This window comes from Streptomyces sp. NPDC005722, from assembly GCF_040630935.1.
In the GTDB taxonomy this organism is placed as follows: Bacteria; Actinomycetota; Actinomycetes; order Streptomycetales; family Streptomycetaceae; genus Actinacidiphila.
The window spans coordinates 121,020-140,740 of the sequence record NZ_JBEXYN010000012.1 but is presented as its reverse complement, the minus strand read 5'-3'; the positions used below and the strand labels follow the sequence as shown (position 1 = coordinate 140,740).

Genomic DNA, 19,721 nt, shown 5'->3' with positions numbered 1-19,721 from the left:
GAGCCTCCGCCCGTGCCACGGCGGGCACTTGTCTTGTTCTCGCCGTTGCGCGCGCCGCTTCCCGGCGGCCCTGCCGCCACCACGCCGGCGCCCGCGCGGCCGTGCCGACCAGGGGTTTCCCGGTGGTTTCCCGTCGCCCGCCGGATGGACAACGTGGGGTCGGTGCGGTGATCCGTGTCCGGCGGCGGGAGAAGGCCGACGTCGAGTCCCGCGTGCGGGTACTCGCCGCCGCACCCGCCGCGGTGGACTCGTTCGCCGCCCGGAGCGGCGCGGGCGGACGTCGCGCCAGCGGTCGACCGTGCCGTCACATGAGCTCCCCCAGCTACGCCGGACGATGCCACAACGCAGCGAAGCTCGGGGAGCACCCTCGGATGAGGGCACCCCCGCGACACGGCCGAGCCACCGTCGGGTTGCGGTGGGCCCGGACCGGGTGGTGGCCGTCCGCGCCTACGCCGCACGGCACCTGCGCCGCCGGCCCGCGGCGCGGGTCAGCGGCCCGCGCGGACCCCGTCGAGGGCCACGGCGAGGATGCGGTCGCGCTGCGCGTCGTCCGTGAAGTGGGTCGCGGAGATGCCCGAGACCATGCGGAGCAGGTCGTCGAAGGAGATGTCGCCGCGGGCCTCGCCGGCCTGCTGGGCGCGGTCGAAGAGGGGGCCGCCGGCCTGGAACATGGAGTCGCGGCAGGCCAGGAAGACGCCGGACTCGTTGCTGAGCGCCTCGCGGATGGCGCGCTTGGTCACGGTGTAGTCGACGAAGCGGCCCAGCCAGGAGGTGAGGGCCTCCCACGGCTCGCGGTCGGCGACCTCCTGGGCGACCCGGCACAGGTCGTTGACCTCGTCCGCGTAGACGGACTCGAAGAGGTGCCGGCGGGTGGGGAAGTTCCGGTAGAGGGTGGCGATGCCCACGCCTGCGCGCCGGGCGATGTCCTCCAGGGAGGCTTCCGAGCCGTTCTCCGTGAAGGCCTCGCGGGCGGCCGCCAGCAGGGCGTCGTAGTTCCGCGCCGCGTCCCTGCGGTGCGGGCGCTGGGACGCGACGATCGCGCTGACGGGGAACGTGTCGGCCGTCACTGCTGCCTCCTGACCCGAACGTTTGAAGTGGAGGGTAGCCTCCGCTACAGTGGAGGCATACCTCCACTTTAGCAGTCGGGGTGCGGTTCCCACCGCCGCGTGCCGGGCACGCGGCGGCGAGGCGTACGCACCCCGGTGTGACCCATCCCCGGGCCGTGCGCCGACGCATCGCCCGCCCCCCACCTTCCCCGGCGGCCGCCGCGCGCGGCCACCGGTTCCCCGGGCTGCCCGCGCAGCCCGTACGACCACGGCCGGGACGCCCCGGCCACGCCCCCCGTTCGGAACCGGAGAGGCCTTTTCATGCCACGGAAGTCCACCCGCCTCACCTTCGCGGTCCTCGCGACCGGTGCGGGCGTGTTCTCCATGCTGCAGTCGCTGATCGCGCCGGCCCTGCCGACGGTCCAGCACGCCATGCACACCTCGCAGTCCACCGCGACCTGGGTGATGACGGCCTACCTGCTGTCCGCCTCGGTCTTCACCCCCATCCTCGGCCGGGTCGGCGACCTGATCGGCAAGAAGCGCACGCTCGTCGCCGTCCTGGTCACCCTGACGCTCGGCTGTCTGCTCGCCGCGCTCGCGCCCTCCATCGGCGTCCTGATCATCGCCCGTGTCGTCCAGGGCATCGGCGGCGCGCTCTTCCCGCTGTCCTTCGGCATCATCCGGGACGAGTTCGGCGCGGACCGCGTGGGCCCGAGCATCAGCAACCTGTCCGCCGTGATCGCCGCGGGCGGCGGCGTCGGCATCGTGGCGGCCGGCCCGATCGTCTCGGCGCTCGACTACCGCTGGCTGTTCTGGCTGCCCGTCGGCATCGTCGCGGTCACCGCGCTGATCGCCTACCGCTACGTGCCCGAGTCCCCGAGCCGGGCCGAGGGACGCGTCAACTGGCTCGGCGCCGTACTCCTGTCGGGGTGGCTCGTGGCCCTGCTGCTGCCGCTCAGCCAGGCCACCCAGTGGGGCTGGACCTCCGGCCGCGCCCTCGGCCTGTTCGCCGCCGCGGTCGTGCTCTTCTCCCTGTGGCTGACCACCGAGGCGCGTTCCCGCCACCCCCTGATCGACCTGCGCATCATGCGGCTGCGCGCCGTGTGGACCACGAACACCGCCGGCCTGCTCTTCGGCGCGGGCATGTACGCGATCTGGTCCTTCCTCCCCGGCTTCGCCCAGACCCCGCGCGCCGCGGGCTACGGCTTCGGCGCCAGCGTGACGGGGGCCGGCCTGCTGATGCTGCCCATGCTGATCGCGATGTTCCTCTCCGGCGTGCTCAGCGGCCGCCTGGAGCCCGTGGTGGGCGCGAAGCACCTGCTCACGGCCGGCGCCGCACTGGGCGCCGTGGCCTGCGGCACCCTCGCGGCGTGGCACGACCAGCAGTGGCAGGTGGCCTTCGCGGCCGGCATCTTCGGCCTCGGCATCGGGCTCGCCTTCGCCTCCATGGCCAACCTCATCGTGCGCAGCGTCCCGGCCGAGCAGACCGGCGCCGCGAGCGGCATGAACGCCAACATCCGCACCATCGGCGGTTCCATCGGCGCCGCGGTCACCAGCGTCCTGGTCACCAGCCGGCTCCAGCCCTCCGGCCTCCCCTACGCCTCGGGCTACACGCACGCCTTCGGCCTCCTGGCCGTGCTGTGCCTCGCCGCCGCCCTGGCCGCGCTCCTCGTCCCGGTCCACCGCGCCGCCACGACCCGTCGGGCCGCGGGCGGTCCCGCCCCGGCCCCGGCGGAGGCCGAAGCGGTCGCATCGGGCGCACGCGGCTGACCTCCGGCGCGGGTGCGGCGCCCCTCACAAGGGCCGCCGCACCCGCCGCATTTCCCACGCTGCCCCGGCCGCCGGCCGGCCACGATGGCGGCCGGAGCGGTGAGGTCGGGCGCACGCGGCTGACCCCCGCTGGGACGCACCCTGCGCAGGTTGCCGCGTCCGCCATCACTGCGGACGGCGCCCCCAACCCTCCGGCCACACAGGTGCTTTCGGTTGCCGACGGCGTCGAGCCGACCGCGACGGACACCCTGACGGCGCCTGGACGCACCGTGCGGGCGCGGCCGACCTTGCGAAGGTCACGGCACCTGCCCGCACGGCGCCGTCATTCCCCGGCCGGGAAAGGTGCTCCTGCCCCCGCAGGTGCCCCGCCCCGACGCCGGACATCCGCCGTGGTCACCAGCCGCCCTCCGGCCACAGCGCCGGCCCCGGCCGGAGGCCGCCCTCACTCCCCCGACTCCTCCACGAGTTCCCGGCGCCACTGCGGGTGCCGCTCGTAGATCCCCACCCACTGGGACCAGGCCGGGTCGGCCAGCATGATCTCCAGGGCCTCCTCGGGGCCGCACCGGCCGGGCCCGAGGACCTGCCGGGTGATGACGACGGCGACCGGGGGGCCCGCCTCGGCGGCCAGCCGCTTCTGCAGACCCGTCATGCCCTCGCGCTCGTGCACCTCGCGGTACTCCGCGAGCCAGGGCGCCATCCACCAGTCCCGGAGCGCGGCGCCCCGCGGGGCGCCCTCGAAGGTCGGGGCCAGTGCGTCGGTCAGGCGGCGGCCGTACGCGGCAGCGTCGCCGCCCGACCCGGGGTACTCGGCCACGAAGTGCCGCCACTCGACCGCGGGTACCAGTTCGCCGAGCCCGTCCACGGTGACGGGGCGCAGCGCGTACGAGTCCTCCGCGTCGAGGAAGACGTCGCGCAGCACCTCGTAGCGCAGCCGGCAGGACTCGGCGAGCAGCACCGCGTCGTAGAGGTCCTTGCCCTGCGGGTGCCGGTCGCTGATCAGCCACATCAGCTTCCACGCCAGCGACAGTTCCGGGGAGACCCCGAGCACCGCCGCCTCCGGGCCGCCCGCCGACAGGGCGGGAAGCCGGACGACCTCCGGGGGTGCGGGCAGCCGCTCGTTGAAGACGACGTCGAGCTGGACGATCCCGCCGGGCAGTCCGTCCGCCGTCCACGGCAGGACGAGGCGGCGTCCGGGCACCCGCTCGTACGTCCAGATGTCCTCGGCGACCGCGTCCTCCGCGTGGACCCGCACCGGCCCGGACGCGGAACCGTACCCGGCCGCGCGGGCGATGCCGTCGAACATCGCCTCCGTCCGCGGCTCCTCGATCCGCCACTCCCTGGGCACGACGACGAAGTCCAGGTCGCCGGGCTCCCGGGCGGCGTCCCCGAACCACGCGCGCAGCAGCCTGCTGCCGCGCAGCACCAGGTGCTCCGCCCACGGCGAGTCCGCGACGCCGGCGAGCACGAGGTCCGTCGCCCGGCGACGCGCCTCCAGCCACGCCGCCTCCACCCCGGGATCGGCGAACCGCGGGTCGGCCGCCCGGTACGCGTTGGAGTACTGCCTCAGCGCCGGGTCGAACACCGGCCGCTGCACGGCCCGCCGGTCCTGTACGGCCCGCAGCGTCCGCGGCAGCCCCCGCCGCAGGCGCTGCGCGTCGTCCAGCGGCGCCTGCGGCACCTCGGTGGACGTCCAGTCGAAGTCCCTCCACGACCGTCGCACGGTCCTCCCCCTCTTCCCCTGCATCTCCCTGCCGGGCCCAGCCTCACGACCGCCGCGCCGCCGCGCAACCTCGTTCCGCGGCACCCGCCCGTCCGTTGCCCGGGCCAATGACCGGTGACGTCGCGGCGCGAGCCGAGTACCGTACGCGCAATGCGGATCCTGCATCTCTCCGACACCCACCTCGACCGCTTCGGCTCACCGAAGGCGGGTGGCGTCAACGCGAGGGAGTCGCTGCGCGGGCTGCTCAACGACCTCGAGCCGGTTGCGGACATCGACGTCATCGTCATCAGCGGCGACATCGCCGACGACGGCTCGCTGGACGCGTACCTCTCCGTGCGCGACATCGTCCGGGACTTCGCCCTGCGGCGGCAGGCGCCGGTGTTCTACAGCACCGGCAACCACGACGAGCGGCGGGCCTTCGCACGGGCGCTGGGCAGCGGGCACCTGCGGCCGGACGGCCGCAACCATGCGCAGGCGATGCTCACCTCGCCCGCCGGGGAGCGGGCGGCCGTGAGCCTGGTCGACGGCTTCCGCTTCGTCACGCTCGACTCGCTGGTGCCCGGCATGGGGTACGGCCTGCTCGGCGGCGACCAGCTCGCCTGGCTGCAGGAGGTCCTGGCCACCCCGGCACCGATGGGCACCGTGCTGGTGCTGCACCATCCGCCGATCGCCCTCGACGTCGAGGTGCAGCAGGCGCTGGGCCTGCGGAACCCCGGCGAGCTGGCCGACGCCATCCGCGGCACGGACGTCCGGCTGATCCTCTGCGGCCACTTCCACCTCCAGTTGTCCGGGCACCTGGAGTCGGTGCCGGTGTGGGTGACCCCGGGCGTCGTGGGCCGGGTCGACCTGACCGCGGCGCCCGGCACCGAGCGCGCCGTGCGGGGGGCCGCGGCCACCCTCGTCCAGATCGGCGCCCATGGCGGGCCGTTGTTCCACACCCTGCACGCGCGCGACCCGCGGGCGGGCGAGACGATCTACGAGCTCGACCGTGAGCAGCTCCGTACGATCATCGACCGCCTGGGCCCCCGCGCCTGGGCCGCACCCGGCCGTTGAGCCTCCGGGGAGACCGGCTCGACCTCACCGCACGTCGCGCCTGACGATCCGCCGCGGCGAACGAAGAGAAGACACCGTGTGACTCGGGCACCGGTCGAGGGCCTCGGCGCACCCGCCCCGGCGGCCGGCCTCCCTTACGGCGAGGCCCGCGAACCCCTCGCGGGGCGACCCCCCGCGGACCTGCACCACCCGGCACCGTCCGGCCAGGACCCCACCGCCGCAAGGGCGGCAGCCCCTTGCGGCGCGCCGACCACACCCCGGGCGCCCGTACCGCGCGCCTCGCCACCGCCACGCCCTGACATCGCGCCCTGACACCGCGCCCGCCCCGCCCCTCCCGGAGGATCACGTCACAGCCGTGGACGGCCGGCCGAGCGACCCCCTGCGAACGTGTACTACGCTACTAGTACATTGAGACACCACGTCGTGGAGGTTGTGCGTGTTCGCGTTCCGAGTGCTCGACCGGTCAGGAGTGCCGGCCTACCTGCAACTGGTCGATCAGGTGCGGCGTGGTCTCCTGCTGGGCCACCTCCAGGAAGATGACCAGCTGCCCACGGTGCGCGCCGTGGCGTCCGCGCTGACGATCAACCCGAACACCGTGGCCAAGGCATACCGCGAGCTGGAGCACGCCGGACTGGCCACGGCACGTGCCGGGCAGGGCACGTTCGTCACCGGCCACGTCGAACAGGTGCCCGCCGCGACCTACGCCCGGCTGTCGGGCAGGCTGAAGCAGTGGCTCGCCGACGCACGGGAGGCGGGTCTTGCTCCCGAACAGGTGCGCGCGATGGTCGACGCGATCATGAACGACGATCAGCAGCGGGAGACGGCATGAGCTCCGATGTCGCCGTGCAGATCGATCAGGTGGGCAAGCGCTACGGCCGGCACTGGGCCCTGCGTGACTGCACGCTGTCGCTGCCCGCGGGCCGTATCATCGCGCTCGTCGGCGCCAACGGCGCCGGGAAGACGACCCTGTTGCACCTGGCCATAGGTCTCATGGCGCCCACCGAGGGCACCGTCTCCCTGCTGGGCACACCCCTGCGACCGGGCCGCCCGCAGAGCCTTTCCCACGTCGGTTTCGTCGCCCAGGACCACCCCCTCTACCGGGGGTTCACGGTCGCCGAGATGCTGCGCTACGGACGCATGACGAACACCCGCTTCGACCAGGCGGGCGCCGAACTCCGACTGCGCGACCTCGGCATTCCACTCGATCGCAGGACCGGCCGCCTCTCCGGCGGCCAGCAGGCCCAGGTCGCCCTCACCCTCGCCCTCGCCAAGCAGCCCCGCCTGCTGGTGCTGGACGAGCCCGTCGCCAGCCTGGACCCGCTGGCCCGGCGTGAGTTCATGAGGACCCTCATCGCAGCGGTGGCCGAGACGGACGTGACCGTTCTGCTCTCCTCCCACGTGGTCACCGAACTCGAACGGGTCTGCGACCACCTGGTCCTGCTGCGCGGCGGGCAGGTGCGCCTGGCCGGCGACATCGACGACCTGCTCGCCGGGCACCGCGTCCTGACCGGTCCCCGGGTCAGCGACACCGCCCTCCAGGGACTGGTCGCCGCCACACACGGCGACCGCAACAGCCACCTCCTGGTCCGCCGGCCGGCCACCGCGCCCACTCACCCCCGATGGGAAGCCCACCCCGTGAACCTGGAAGACCTCGTCCTCGCCTACCTCGAAGGGCAGGACTGACCCGTGATCTGGGTAACCTGGCGCCAACACCGTGCCGCGCTGCTGACAGGCGCCCTCCTGCTGGCCGTCGTCGCCGTTCCCACCCTCGTCAGCGGCTTCGCCATGCACGAGGAGTACCGCGCCGACGGCATCGCCGCCTGTGTCACCGATCCCGGCGCCCGCGCGGGCTGCGCGCAGTTGGCCGAGCAGTTCGCCGACCGGTACGGCGAATGGGGCAACAGGATGGTCTGGGTGTCCTTCCTTCCCGCACTGACCGGTGCCTTCGTCGGCGCACCGCTCCTGGCCCGGGAGTTCGAGAACGGGACGTGGCGGTTCGCCTTCACCCAGGGCGTGTCCCGCACCCGGTGGCTCGTCACCCAGCTGACCCTGGTCGGCACCGGGGCAGCCGTCCTGGCGCTGGCCTGCTCCCTCCTCTTCACCTGGTGGCGTGGGCCCTTGGACGCGATGAACGGCCGGATGCGCACCGCGGCGTTCACGGTGTCACCGGGCCTGGTGGCGCTGACGCTCTTCGGCCTGGCCCTCGGCATCTTCGCCGGGGTCCTCCTCCGACGGACCGTGACGGCCATGGGCCTCACCTTCGCCACCTACCTCACGGTGCGCATCACACTGGAGGAGACGGCGCGGCCGCATTATCTGAGTCCCCTGGTCCGCACGGACGCGCCGGACGTGCGGCAGACGGCCGGCTCGCGTCCCCCGGGGGACTGGATCGTGGACGAAGGGCTGGTCAGCAGCGCGGGACACAGACTCTCCGACGGGGAGAAGAGGGACATCATCAAGCAGGTCTACGACGGCGACACGGTCCGCCAGGGCGGCGCCGCCCTCGAGCGCTACCTGGCCGACCACGGCCTGCGGCACTACACCGAGTACCACCCCGCGAACCGTTACCCGACGATGCTGGTCATCGAGATCGCCCTCTACCTCGGCCTGGCCATGGCCCTCTTCGCCGCTGCCGCCTATCTGGTGCGGCGCCGTACGTCCTGACAGCCGGCCTGGCGGTGCCCCCGCCGGACGCCTTCCGCTCGATCGTCCTTCCGTGCCCTGCGCCGCGGCGCAGGGCACGGGCGCGCCGGTGAGCAACTCCTCGGAGCTGCCGGCCGGCCCGCCCACCGGCAGCAGGGTGACGCCGTGGGCACAGCCGGGTGAAACCCTCCCTGTTCCGTAAAGACATGCCCATGCGATGGTCGGCTTTTCCCGACGAACGGGAGGAGGGTGAACCGAGGCGGCCGGCGAGCCGTACAGGCTTGTCGGTGACCCAAGCGTCTTCGGCCGGGGTCATCATCCGTCACTGTGGCTCGTGTGGAAGGAACTTCGGGGTGTCGCTCTCCAGCGCTCATAAGCGGTCGGCAAAGGACCAGGCGGACTCGACGGAGCAGACGCCCCCAGGTGACGCCCCGGAGAAGCCGGTCGCGGAGTCGGCCCCGGAGGAACCGGCCCCGGAGGACGGCACGGAGGCCGCCGCGCCCGAGGCGGCAGCCACCTCCGACGACGGGCCGGACACGGAGAAGGCCCAGAAAAACTCGGCGGAACCGACCCCCGCCGCACCGCTCCCCACCGACCCGGACCCCGAACCCGAACCCGCCGAACCCGAGCCCGAACCCGGCCCCGCGGAACCCGCCCCCGCCGCGAAGAACGCCCTCGCCCGATGGCGGGAGCGACACCCCGACGTCACCCGCGCCCTGTCGTGGAGCCTCACCGTCCTCGCCGCCGTCCTGGTGCTCTTCGCCTTCCTGATGCCCGACCGGCTCACCCAGCTGACCGCGTCCCGCTTCGCCCGCGTCCCGGCGGAGCCCATCCTGCTGGCCGCCGTGCTGCTCGTACTGCCGCCCCGGCCCCGACGCGTTGTGGCGGTGCTCAGCGGGGTCGTCCTCGGCCTGCTGGTCGTCCTCAACTGTGTGGACATGGGCTTCTACCAGTCGCTGGAGCGCCCCTTCCACCTGCTCTTCGACTGGCCCCTGTTCTCCGACGGACTGTCGTTCCTGAAGGACTCAGCCGGAACGACGACGGCCTACGGCACCCTGGCCGGGGCACTGTTCGCCGTCCTCGCCGTGCTCGTGCTGATGCCGCTGGCGGTCGTGCGGCTCACCAAGGTGATGGCGCGGCACGCCTCGGTCTCGCGGCGCGGCACGCTGGTGGCCGGGGTGGTCTGGATGACGTGCGCGACGCTCGGCGTCCAGGTCGCCGGACTGAGCCTCGCCGCCAATGACACCAGCCTGCGGGTCAGAGGCCGGGTCGAGATGGTGCAACAGGGCCTGGCGGACGAGAAGGTGTTCGCGAAGCAGGTCGCCGACGACCGCTTCGCGAAGATGCCGGCCGACCGGTTGCTGTCCGGCCTGCGCGGCAAGGACGTCATCTTCACGTTCATCGAGAGCTACGGCCGCGGCGCGGTCGAGGACCCCGCGATGGCGCCGGGGGTCGACGCCGTCCTCCGCGACAGCACCCGGCAGCTCGCCGAGGCGGGCTTCTCCGCCCGCAGCGGCTGGCTGACCTCCCCCGTCACCGGAGGGGGCAGCTGGCTCGCCCACACCACCTTCCTGTCCGGGCTGTGGGTCCAGGACCAGCAGCGCTACCGCTACGTCAGCTCAAGCGACCGGATGACCCTGACCAGCGCCTTCAAGCGCACCGGCGACTTCCGCACGGTCGGCATGATGCCCGGCGTCACTCGGGCCTGGCCGGAGGGCAAGTTCTTCGGCCTGGACCATGTCCACGACTCGCGCACCATGGGCTACCAGGGCCCCAAGTTCAGCTGGTCCCCGGTGCCGGACCAGTACACGCTGTCGGCGTTCGAGCGCTTGGAGCACGGGAAGGCTTCGAACCAGCCGATGATGTCGGAGATCGTCCTGACCTCCAGCCACAACCCCTGGGCGCCGATCCCTCGCATGATCGACTGGGGCCAGGTCGGCGACGGCTCGGTCTACGACGCGATCAAGAAGGAGGGCAAGGACCGCAAGGAGGTCTGGAAGGACCCCCGGCAGGTGCGCCAGGAGTACGGCAGCGCCATCCAGTACTCGCTGAAGAGCCTCACCGACTTCGTGACGAAGTACGGCAACGAGAACACGGTGCTGGTCTTCCTCGGCGATCACCAGCCGGTGTCGACGGTCGTCGGCGTCAACGCCAGCCGGGACGTCCCCGTCGCGATCGTCGCGCACGATCCCAAGGTGCTGGACCGGGTCTCCGACTGGGGCTGGAGCGACGGGCTGCAGCCGGAGCACGACGCGCCGGTCTGGCGGATGGACGCGTTCCGCGACCGCTTCCTGAGCGCGTTCTCCTCCCCGCGGCCGTAGGGCGGTTCGCGGCGCCCCCCGTGGTCCGCCACGGGGGGCGCCGGGGCGGCAACAAGCGGTGTGCACGAATCCCGAAGCTCCGTGATCAGCGGCGTGGTAGCCTCGCCGCGCAGTGACGACCGAGGAGGTGAGACCCATCAACGCTGTATCAGGACGGGTGCTCCCCTCTCGCACGGCTGCGCGGACCCTCTGACGCAGGTGTCCCCGGGAGTGCCCGAAGGCATCCCGAAAGGCACCGAACCATGCGCTTCCTCTCGGAGACGACCACCGGCGTCTCGGAACACCGGTTCGCCCTCGGCGACGTCACCGGCGTGCTCCAATCCTCCGCCGGCGCGGGCGGCGACCGCCCGCTGATCCCGCCGGCCCGCCGCGGAGGACGGCACGAGAAGGCCCCGAGCATCCTGGCGCACGCCCACCACGATGTGACGACCGGAGGCTTCGCGGTCGCCGCCATCGGCGCGCCCGGGCACGGCGACCGCCCGCGGACCGCCGCCGACGAGGCCGCCCCGGTCCGTGTCAGGGAGGCGGTGGCCTCGGGCGGGCCCGCCGCCCCGCTCGTCGCGGCCCACAACGCGGCGCCGGCCGCCCTCTTCGACGCCTTCGCCTCCCGTGACGAGACGCTCCACGCCAACCCGGGCCGGCACCTGGAACTGCCCGCCTCCGAGGTGGAGAGCGAACACCGCTTCTTCGCCGGCCGTCTCGCCCGGGCGTCCGGTGCGCGGCCGGCACACCTCTGACCCCGCGCCCGGTCACCGCGCTTCCACCGCCACCGCCGAAAGGACCTCCGCCATGCCCTTCTTCCCCTCGTACGACGGCACCGAGCTCGCCTACCACGACCTCGGCTCCGGCCGCCCGCTGCTCTGCCTGCCCGGTGGGCCGCAGGATTCCGTGTACCTCGGCGACCTCGGCGGCCTGTCCGCGCACCGGCGGCTGATCAGACCGGACCTCCGCGGCACCGGCCTGTCGGGGCTGCCGGCCGACCTCGCCTCGTGCCGCTGCGACCGGCTCGCCGACGACGTGGAGGCCCTGTGCGAGCACCTCGGCCTCGACCGGGTGGACGTGCTCGCGCACAGCGCGGGAGCGAACATCGCCGTGCAGTGGGCGAGCCGGCGTCCGGAGCGGGTCGGCAGGCTCGTCCTGGTCACACCGAGCGTCCGCGCCGTCGGTCTCGCCATCACCGCCGGCCTGCGGCGCGAGACGGCCCTCCTGCGCCGGGACGAGCCCTGGTTCCCGGAGGCGTTCGCGGCCCTGGAGGCGATCGCCGCGGGCGAGGCCGGGGCCGGACACTGGGAGGCCCTGGCGCCGTTCTCGTACGGCCGCTGGGACGACACGGCACGGGCCCACCAGGCGGCCGAGCGGGAGCAGATGAGGGACGAGGTGGTCGCCGCCTTCGGGGCCGAGGGCGCGTTCGACCCGGACGGCACCCGGGCCGCGCTCGCCCGGCTGGCCGCGCCGGTCCTGCTGCTGGCCGGCCGGGTCGACGTGGGGGCGCCGCCGGCCACGGTCGCCGAGTTCGCCGGGCTGTTCCCGGACGCCGAGCTCGTCGTCCAGCCCGGGGCGGGACACTTCCCCTGGCTCGACGACGCCGGCCGCTTCGTGTCGGCCGTCGCGGGATTCCTCACGGGTGGGGCCGCCGTCAGGACCTCATGACGTACGGCGGTGGCGGGCCGCCCGCACCGCACGGACCAGGATCGGCGGGACGAGGTCCCTGGCCAGGCACCGGAGGGCGGCGGCCCGTACCCCGGCCGGGGACGTGCGGCCGGGGAGCGACGCGTGGCGGGATACCGGCGGGACGGGTGACGCCGCTTTCGTGCCCCTGATGCGGATCAGGGGCACACCCGCCACCTGGTCGACGGCGTGCCACAGGTCCGGGCGGGCCGTGAGCCACCGCCGCAACTCCTCGCCCGCGGGCGCGGGGTCGCCCCAGGTGCCGTAGAGCTTGGTGCCGGTGACCGCGATGGGTTTGAGGCCGACCGTCGCCACCGCCGCCCACACGGCGGCGGCGACGCCCGGGCAGTGCTCGCTGCGGAAGTCGTCGAAGGCCGCGATGCCGTCCGGGACCAGCAGGGCGCGCGCCGCCGCGATGTCCCCGGAGACGTGCTCGTACAGGTGCGAGGCGTCGACGTGCACGAAGCGGCAACTGCCGGCGCCGACGTGCGAGGTGATGACCGAGGTCGGGCCCTGCACCATGGTGGGGAGCCGGTCGTGGAAGGAGAGGTAATTGGCCTCGAAGGCACGCCGGGTGAGCGTCGCGTACGCCTTGTTCGTCTCGGCGCTGTTGGGGTCGTCCGCCGCCGGGGAATCCCACAGGTCGCACACCGTGAACCGTTCCCCCTGGCGGAGGTAGTTCCCCATGAAGATGGCGCTCTTTCCCATGTAGGCGCCGAGTTCCAGCAGGTCACCCCGGTGTTCCCGGTCGTGCTGCCGTCGCAGGAACCAGTCGAAGAGCAACTGGTCGACCGGCCAGAACCACCCCTCGACGTCGGCGAACCGCTGCGGCCGGGGAAATCCGTCCGCGGTTTCTCCCGAATGCGGCATGAACGGCTCCCTGGGGAAGGTGGTCCGCCGGACTGGAGGCGAGGATATCGATCCCCGGCCGGAATTCCGGGGACGCCGCCCGGCAGGTGTCACGAGGGCGGGCGTACCGGGTCCAGGCGTCCCGGTGCACCGGGGCGGCCCGCGCGGGTACGTGCCGACCGCGCAGCGCCGCACCGGTCACGTACGCCGCACCGGTCGCGGAGCCGGACGCCGGGACCGGAATCGCCTCGGGCAGCACTTCCTCGTACCCCTTCGGCAGCCGGACCGGGCGCGCGTGTCGGGGGTTGCTTGACCTCAAGGACGGTCGAGGTCCTACGGTCGGTGCATGAGCATGGAGACCACGGCCTGGACCCAGCTGCACAGCGTCATGTACGCCACGCAGGACCGCCGCCCCCTGGCCCGCGACACCCTGCGCCGCGTCGGCGCCTTCGCCCGGCCGCACCGGCGGCGCATCATCCAGTTCGTCCTGCTGAGCACCGTGACCGCGCTGCTCGCCGTGGCGACCCCGGTCCTCGCCGGATGGGTCGTCGACGCCATCGTCTCCGGCGGCGACCCCGGGCGGGTCACGACGCTCGCGGTGCTCATCGCCGTGATCGCCCTGGCCGAGGCGGGGCTCGGGCTGCTGGGCCGCTGGCTGTCGGCGAACCTCGGCGAGGGCCTCATCCTCGACCTGCGCACCGCGGTGTTCGACCACGTCCAGCGCATGCCGGTCGCCTTCTTCACCCGGACCCGCACCGGCGCCCTCGTCAGCCGGCTCAACAACGACGTGATCGGCGCCCAGCGCGCGTTCAGCAACACGCTCTCCGGGGTCGTCGGCAACCTCGTCACCCTCCTGCTGACCCTCGCCGTCATGCTCACCCTGTCCTGGCAGATCACCCTGCTCGCCCTCGTGCTCCTCCCGGTCTTCGTCGTCCCGGCGCGCCGCATGGGCACCCGCATGGCCCGCCTCCAGCGGGAGGCCGCGGCGCACAACGCCGCCATGAGCACCCAGATGACCGAGCGCTTCTCGGCGCCGGGCGCCACCCTGGTGAAGCTCTTCGGCCGCCCCTCGGACGAGTCGGCCCACTTCGCCGAACGCGCCCGCCGGGTCCGGGACATCGGCGTGCGGACCGCGATGTCGCAGTCGGCCTTCATCACGGCCCTCACCCTCGTCTCCGCGCTCGCGCTGGCGCTCGTCTACGGCCTGGGCGGCCACTTCGCGCTCACCGGCGCCCTCGACGCAGGCTCCGTCGTGACCCTCGCCCTCCTGCTCACCCGCCTCTACGCGCCGCTGACCTCCCTCGCGGGTGCCCGCGTCGACATCATGAGCGCCCTGGTCAGCTTCGAGCGCGTCTTCGAGGTCCTCGACCTGCGGCCCCTCATCACGGACCGGCCCGACGCCCGCCCGGTGCCGGACGGTCCCGTGGCCGTCGAGTTCGAGGACGTGCGCTTCGGCTACCCGTCCGCCGACAAGGTGTCGCTGGCCTCGCTGGAGGAGGTCGCCACCCTGGACACCCGCGCCGGCGGCGAGGTCCTCCACGGGATCTCCTTCCGCGCCGAACCCGGCCACACCGTCGCGCTCGTGGGCTCCTCCGGCGCCGGGAAGTCGACCATCGCGCAGCTGCTGCCGCGCCTGTACGACGCCGATACGGGCGCCGTCCGGGTCGGCGGCGCCGACGTCCGCGAGCTGACGGCCGCGTCACTGCGGGCCACGGTCGGCATGGTCACCCAGGACGGCCATCTCTTCCACGACACCATCCGCGCCAACCTGCTGCTGGCCAGGCCCGACGCCACCGAGGACGAACTGCGCAAGGTCCTGCGCCGAGCCCGTCTCGAGCGTCTGGTGGCCGACCTCCCCGACGGCCTCGACACCGTCGTCGGCGAACGCGGCTACCGCCTCTCCGGCGGTGAGCGCCAGCGCATGACCATCGCCCGGCTGCTCCTGGCCGGCCAGCGGGTCGTCATCCTCGACGAGGCCACGGCCCACCTCGACAGCACCTCCGAGGCCGCCGTCCAGGAAGCCCTCGCCGAGGCCCTCACCGACCGCACCGCCGTCGTCATCGCCCACCGCCTCTCGACGGTGCGCGCCGCCGACCTCATCCTCGTCGTCGAGGACGGCCGCATCGTCGAGCGCGGCACCCACACCGAACTCCTCACCGCCGACGGCCGCTACGCCGAGCTGTACCGGACGCAGTTCCGCGAGGAGGGCCTCCTGCCGGGCACCGTGGTCTGACCCGCGGCAGCGCGGCCTGGCGGGAAACGCACCGGCCCTCCTCGCCTCGCTCCCGCGTGGCCGCGGCCGCGGCCACGCGGACGTCCTTTCACCTGCCCTACGAGTGGCGGCCTCGCCCGTGGCCCACCAACAAAGAGTATATGCTCCCATTTCTGTGGCCCGGCAAACCGGCTGGTCACATCCCGCTCGGCGTTCAGTCGGAAGCTGAAACGCAGGCCCGCGCCGTGCTCGACCCACGGTCACGGCGACGGCTGCCGACGTGAGCTCGGGTGGAACGAAGGAGGCTACGGCCATTGGACGTGACGCGTACGACGAGGCCACCCGGGGCGCTCGAGGACGAATGGGAGACCCTCCGGCCCGCCGTCTTCGGAGCGGCGTACCGCTTGCTCGGCAGCGTGGCCGACGCCGAGGACGTGGCCCAGGACGTGTGGCTGCGGGCGGCCACAACCGACCTGAGCGACGTCCGCGACCTCCGGTCCTGGCTGCTCACGGTGGCGGCGCGACGCTCGTACGACATCCTCAAGTCCGCCCGCGTGCGCAGGGAGACCTATGTCGGACCGTGGCTGCCGGCGCCCCTGATGACCGGGCCGGACGCCTCCGAGGCGGTGCTGGTGGACGAGGTCGTCGGTTCCGCGATGCTCCTGGTGATGGAGGAACTGAAGCCTCCCGAACGTGTGGCGTTCATCCTCCACGACGTGTTCGCCCTCGAGTTCAGCCACGTCGCCGACGTGCTCGGCACCTCCGTGGCGGCCGCCCGCCAGCTCGCCTCACGAGCACGGCGGAAGGTGAGAGCGGCCCGACGGTCCACGCCCGACGCCTCCCGGGCCGAGCGCGAGCGTCTGCTCACCACCTTCCGCAACGCCTACGAAGCGGGGGACATGGCCGGCCTGGTGCGCCTCCTGCACCCCGACGCCGTCTACGTCACCGACGGGGGCGGCAAGGTCACCGCGGCGCGCAAGCTCATCCGGGGCGGAGCGCGCATCGCCATGGTGATGGGGCGGGTACGACGGCGGTGGCGTACGCACAGCATCGAGGTCGTCGAGGTGGGGGGCGAACCGGCGCTGCTGCTCCGCCAGGAAGGGCAGGCGTTCTGCGTGGACACCGTGGACGTCGAGGACGGCCTGATCACCGCCTACCGCAGGGTCCTCAACCCGGACAAGCTCGCGCACCTGAACACCTGAACGCCCGAAGGCCTGACGCCGGGCGGGGCCGGCCGGTGGACGTACCGTGGCGCCCGCCGGGTGGTACCCCCTGAGCCAGGTCGACGACCTGCCCGTCAAGCTCCTGGCCGGACGGTTCCGGCACATCGTCGACTGGTCGGCCGAGCACCTGGCGCTCCACCCGGAGCGGATCAGCGAGGAGAGCCGGGCCCGCTACGCCGCGGCCTACGACACACCCGAAGCGGTCGCCGCGGCCTTCGGCGTGTACCGGACCTTCCACCAGGACCTGGCCGACAACAACGCCCATCCGCCGCTGACCATGCCCGTCCTGGGCCTCGGCGGGCAGTACGTCGCCGTGGTGCAGGCCATGATGGAGGGCAAAGCCACCGCCATCCGTTACGCCGGCATCGCCGACAGCGGCCACTAGCCGGCGCGCTCGTCGCCGAGCTGGAGAAGTTCTTCGGGTGACGCCGTCGCACCCGCATGGCGGGCCGTCACACCCGTGCGGAGACGCCGCCTCCACGACAGGACGGCACGTGTTCCGCGTACGGCCCACCGCGGACCTCGGGCCGGGAGCCGTCGCCTGATCGAGGGGCGGCCCCCTCGAAACCAAGGGGGCCGCCGCTCCGGCACGCCCCGCGGATCCGCACCGCGCAGTCACACCTGGGTGGGCTGCCTCGTCCACCTGGCAGGAGTCACCTCCCGCCGGCGGGCCCGCGAACGGACCCCTGACGTGGCCCTGCATGCGCATGCGCGGCAGGCGCCCACCGTCCGGACGCGTGCCGGTGGGTCGGCCTGCCGGTGCAGCCCGGACTCCGCACTTCCCTGGACTCGCCGCATCACCGTGTGAGCCACGTTTTCCGATCGGAGAAATGCCGTTGCCTTCCCTTGCCCTGCACGCCGGTTCGATGTTCGACGGGTACATCCTCTCGGGGCCGGCCACCGTGCACGTCTCGGGCGACCGGATCGTGCGCGTGGACCGGACCGGCGCGCTGCCCGCCGACGGCAGCGAGGTCATCGACTTCGGTGTCTCGGCCTGCCTGCTGCCCGGCCTGATCGACACTCATGTGCACCTCGCCTTCGACGCCGGCCCGGACGCCGTGACGTCGCTGATCTCCACCTCCGACAGCGACCTGCTGACGCACATGCGGGGCGCGGCGCACTCCGCGCTGATGGCCGGTATCACCACCGTGCGGGACCTCGGCGACCGCGACTACCTGCTGCTGGACCTCGTGGCGGAACTGGCCGCCCGCCCGGAGCTGGGGCCGGAGATCCTGACGGCGGGCCCTCCGCTGACCACGCCCGGCGGACACTGCCACTTCTTCGGCGGTGAGGTCGAAGGCACAGAGGCGCTCCGCGCCGCCGTCCGCCGGCGGCACGCCCGCGGCTGCGACGTCATCAAGATCATGGCCAGCGGCGGCCACATGACACCCGGGTCGGTACCGCCGCACGCGTCCCAGTACAGCCTGGACGACCTGCGTGCCGTCGTGGACGAAGCGCACCGCCTCGGCCTGCCGGTGGCCGCCCACGCCCACGGCGTCCGGGCCATCGGCGACGCGGTGGAAGCCGGCGTCGACAGCGTCGAGCACGTCTCCTTCCTCACCGCCGACGGGATCGACCACGACCCCGGTCTCATCGACGTGATCGTCAGGAAGGGGACCTTCGTCAGCCTGACGCTGGGCATGGAGCCCGCCGAAGCCCTGCGCATGCCCCCGTCCGTGGCCGCGTTCGCCGAGGCCCTCCTGAACACGTACCGCGATCTGCACAAGCACGGCGCCAACGTCGTCATCGGCTCGGACGCCGGCATCGGGCCCATGAAACCGCACGACGTCCTCCCCCACGCCGTGTCCGACCTCGCCCGGCTGGGCGTGTCCCCGCTGGACGCGCTCAGGTCCGTCACCAGCTCGGCGGCCCGCCTGTGCCGCCTGGAGGGCCGCAAGGGCCGGATCGCCGCGGGCGCCGACGCCGACGTACTGGTCGTCGGGGGCAACCCGGTGGACGACCCGGAGGCCGTCGTCGACGTACGGGCGGTGTTCCGCGCCGGCATCCGCGTGCGGTGAACCGGCGGTCCCCCGCGGGCCGCACGCCGCAGCGCCCACCGTTCGGGCTGCGCACCGAGCGGGACGCACGGCATTTCCTGAACGGGCCGCGGGGGCCGTCTTCCACGAGCCCGGGCTTCCGCTCGGACTCGCCGGCCGGGCGGCCGACCCGCCTTCGGGGACGGACCTACCGGCGATGGTGCGGCGGCGTCGTCGGCCAGGAGTTCCGGCGCCGGCGCTCGAGAGCACTGACCGCCGCGTGACCACGCGGGCCGAGACCATTCCGGGCCGCCCGCAACCATGCCGATCCGATGAACCGAGGTCCTGCACCGGTCATGCCTCTTGAACCCTTCGTCACACCTTATGTGCAGCGCCTCGGCCTTGCTCTCGACGACCACCGCAGGCCCTCGGCAGCGGGGCTGAAGGAGCTGCACAGGGCCCATGTCGAGCGGGTGCCCTGGGAGACCCTGGAGATCCACCTGGGCCGGCCGACGACCGTGGACCCTCACGAGTCGATGGCCAGGATCCTGCGCGGGCGCGGCGGTTACTGCTTCCACCTCAACGGCGCCTTCGCCACCCTGCTGACCGCGCTGGGTTACGGCGTCACCTGGCACCGTGGTGGGGTGCACTCGGACGCCGGCTCGCAGCCGCCCGGCGCCACCGGCGGGCACCTCGTGCTCACCGTGGTCTGTGAGGGCCGGACCTGGGTCGTCGACGTCGGTTTCGGTGAGGCCCTGTACGAACCGGTCCCCTTGCGTGCGGGCAGCTACCGGCAGGGGCCCTTCACCTACCGGCTGGGGCCGTCCGCGGTCGAGCCGGGCGGCTGGCGGTTCGACAACGACGAGCACGGGGCCTTCGTGGGGATGGACTTCACCTTGGCACCCGCCGCACCGGCGGACTTCGCCGAGCACCATGCGGTGATGTCCACCTCGCCCGACTCGCAGTTCGTCCGGACCGCCGCGGTGGTCCGCCGGCGCAAGGACGGCTTCGACCGGCTCCGGGGCTGCACACTGACCCGCGTCGACGGTACCGGCCGTGCACGACGGGAACTCACCACCTCCGACGAGTGGTTCGGCGTCCTGGCAGGCACCTTCGGCATCACGTTGGCCGACGTCGACCCCGCGGAGCGGGCCGCCCTGTGGGAGAAGGTACGCGCCGGCAGCACGGCCCGGCAGGCACGTCGCGCAGGAGGAGGAACCACCTGACGCCTCCGGCCGGA

General features: G+C 73.2%; 16 protein-coding genes. 13 read left to right on the top strand and 3 right to left on the bottom strand.

Features of this window, described 5'->3' with window-relative positions; genetic code table 11:
* Positions 1-488: 488 nt before the first annotated feature.
* Positions 489-1,067 carry a TetR/AcrR family transcriptional regulator gene (locus ABZ479_RS16655; protein ID WP_500462286.1) on the bottom strand — a complete coding sequence of 193 codons (579 nt, stop codon included), beginning with the start codon at positions 1,065-1,067 and terminating at the stop codon, positions 489-491.
* A 300-nt stretch (positions 1,068-1,367) separates the two neighbouring features.
* On the opposite strand from ABZ479_RS16655, the gene ABZ479_RS16650 reads away from it, so the two are divergent.
* Positions 1,368-2,816, top strand: a complete 1,449-nt coding sequence (locus tag ABZ479_RS16650; RefSeq protein ID WP_500462285.1) for an MFS transporter — start codon at positions 1,368-1,370, stop codon at positions 2,814-2,816.
* Between the two features lie 442 nt (positions 2,817-3,258).
* On the opposite strand, the gene ABZ479_RS16645 is transcribed toward ABZ479_RS16650, so the two are convergent.
* Positions 3,259-4,536 (bottom strand): nucleotidyl transferase AbiEii/AbiGii toxin family protein, encoded by a 1,278-nt coding sequence (locus ABZ479_RS16645; protein WP_500462284.1) that lies wholly within the window; start codon positions 4,534-4,536, stop codon positions 3,259-3,261.
* A gap of 150 nt (positions 4,537-4,686) precedes the next feature.
* Between ABZ479_RS16645 and ABZ479_RS16640 the strand changes: the two genes are divergently transcribed.
* From ABZ479_RS16640 to ABZ479_RS16610, 7 genes are all read left to right on the top strand, one after another.
* On the top strand, positions 4,687-5,589 hold the full coding sequence (locus tag ABZ479_RS16640; RefSeq protein ID WP_500462283.1) for a metallophosphoesterase family protein: 903 nt from the start codon (positions 4,687-4,689) through the stop codon (positions 5,587-5,589).
* 436 nt (positions 5,590-6,025) lie between these two features.
* Positions 6,026-6,418 carry a GntR family transcriptional regulator gene (locus ABZ479_RS16635; RefSeq protein WP_500462282.1) on the top strand — a complete coding sequence of 131 codons (393 nt, stop codon included), beginning with the start codon at positions 6,026-6,028 and terminating at the stop codon, positions 6,416-6,418.
* On the top strand, positions 6,415-7,272 hold the full coding sequence (locus tag ABZ479_RS16630; protein ID WP_500462281.1) for an ABC transporter ATP-binding protein: 858 nt from the start codon (positions 6,415-6,417) through the stop codon (positions 7,270-7,272). Before ABZ479_RS16635 ends, ABZ479_RS16630 begins: the two co-directional genes overlap by 4 nt.
* Before the next feature lie 3 nt (positions 7,273-7,275).
* Positions 7,276-8,253 (top strand): ABC transporter permease, encoded by a 978-nt coding sequence (locus ABZ479_RS16625; protein ID WP_500462280.1) that lies wholly within the window; start codon positions 7,276-7,278, stop codon positions 8,251-8,253.
* 332 nt (positions 8,254-8,585) lie between these two features.
* Entirely contained in the window at positions 8,586-10,553 is a 1,968-nt protein-coding gene (locus ABZ479_RS16620) for an alkaline phosphatase family protein (protein WP_500462279.1), read from the top strand.
* 242 nt (positions 10,554-10,795) lie between these two features.
* Complete coding sequence (locus tag ABZ479_RS16615; protein ID WP_500462278.1) at positions 10,796-11,290, top strand: hypothetical protein; 495 nt, start codon at positions 10,796-10,798, stop codon at positions 11,288-11,290.
* 52 nt (positions 11,291-11,342) lie between these two features.
* The gene (locus ABZ479_RS16610; protein WP_500462277.1) at positions 11,343-12,203 is read left to right on the top strand and encodes an alpha/beta fold hydrolase; all 861 of its coding nucleotides are present in this window, start codon (positions 11,343-11,345) and stop codon (positions 12,201-12,203) included.
* Here the strand turns inward: ABZ479_RS16610 and ABZ479_RS16605 are convergent.
* Positions 12,198-13,091: a class I SAM-dependent methyltransferase gene (locus tag ABZ479_RS16605; protein WP_500462276.1), complete on the bottom strand. Its 894-nt coding sequence runs from the start codon at positions 13,089-13,091 to the stop codon at positions 12,198-12,200. The two genes, ABZ479_RS16610 and ABZ479_RS16605, sit on opposite strands and share 6 nt — an antisense overlap.
* 325 nt (positions 13,092-13,416) lie before the next feature.
* On the opposite strand from ABZ479_RS16605, the gene ABZ479_RS16600 reads away from it, so the two are divergent.
* The 5 genes from ABZ479_RS16600 (at position 13,417) to ABZ479_RS16580 (ending at position 19,707) form a co-directional block, all read left to right on the top strand.
* Entirely contained in the window at positions 13,417-15,303 is a 1,887-nt protein-coding gene (locus tag ABZ479_RS16600; protein ID WP_500462275.1) for an ABC transporter ATP-binding protein, read from the top strand.
* A gap of 293 nt (positions 15,304-15,596) precedes the next feature.
* Entirely contained in the window at positions 15,597-16,484 is an 888-nt protein-coding gene (sigJ, locus tag ABZ479_RS16595; RefSeq protein WP_500462274.1) for an RNA polymerase sigma factor SigJ, read from the top strand.
* A gap of 46 nt (positions 16,485-16,530) precedes the next feature.
* Positions 16,531-16,890 (top strand): hypothetical protein, encoded by a 360-nt coding sequence (locus ABZ479_RS16590; RefSeq protein ID WP_500462273.1) that lies wholly within the window; start codon positions 16,531-16,533, stop codon positions 16,888-16,890.
* 445 nt (positions 16,891-17,335) lie between these two features.
* Complete coding sequence (locus ABZ479_RS16585; protein WP_500462272.1) at positions 17,336-18,523, top strand: metal-dependent hydrolase family protein; 1,188 nt, start codon at positions 17,336-17,338, stop codon at positions 18,521-18,523.
* A 314-nt stretch (positions 18,524-18,837) separates the two neighbouring features.
* The gene (locus ABZ479_RS16580; RefSeq protein ID WP_500462271.1) at positions 18,838-19,707 is read left to right on the top strand and encodes an arylamine N-acetyltransferase family protein; all 870 of its coding nucleotides are present in this window, start codon (positions 18,838-18,840) and stop codon (positions 19,705-19,707) included.
* Positions 19,708-19,721: the final 14 nt, after the last annotated feature.

Bases quoted from the DNA above. Each gene is read 5' to 3' on its own strand.
- ABZ479_RS16650 (WP_500462285.1), top strand. From the start codon at position 1,368: ATGCCACGGAAGTCCACCCGCCTCACCTTCGCGGTCCTCGCGACCGGT.
- ABZ479_RS16640 (WP_500462283.1), top strand. From the start codon at position 4,687: ATGCGGATCCTGCATCTCTCCGACACCCACCTCGACCGCTTCGGCTCA.
- ABZ479_RS16630 (WP_500462281.1), top strand. From the start codon at position 6,415: ATGAGCTCCGATGTCGCCGTGCAGATCGATCAGGTGGGCAAGCGCTAC.
- ABZ479_RS16615 (WP_500462278.1), top strand. From the start codon at position 10,796: ATGCGCTTCCTCTCGGAGACGACCACCGGCGTCTCGGAACACCGGTTC.
- ABZ479_RS16610 (WP_500462277.1), top strand. From the start codon at position 11,343: ATGCCCTTCTTCCCCTCGTACGACGGCACCGAGCTCGCCTACCACGAC.
- ABZ479_RS16605 (WP_500462276.1), bottom strand. From the start codon at position 13,091: ATGCCGCATTCGGGAGAAACCGCGGACGGATTTCCCCGGCCGCAGCGG.
- ABZ479_RS16600 (WP_500462275.1), top strand. From the start codon at position 13,417: ATGAGCATGGAGACCACGGCCTGGACCCAGCTGCACAGCGTCATGTAC.
- ABZ479_RS16585 (WP_500462272.1), top strand. From the start codon at position 17,336: ATGCCGTTGCCTTCCCTTGCCCTGCACGCCGGTTCGATGTTCGACGGG.
- ABZ479_RS16580 (WP_500462271.1), top strand. From the start codon at position 18,838: ATGCCTCTTGAACCCTTCGTCACACCTTATGTGCAGCGCCTCGGCCTT.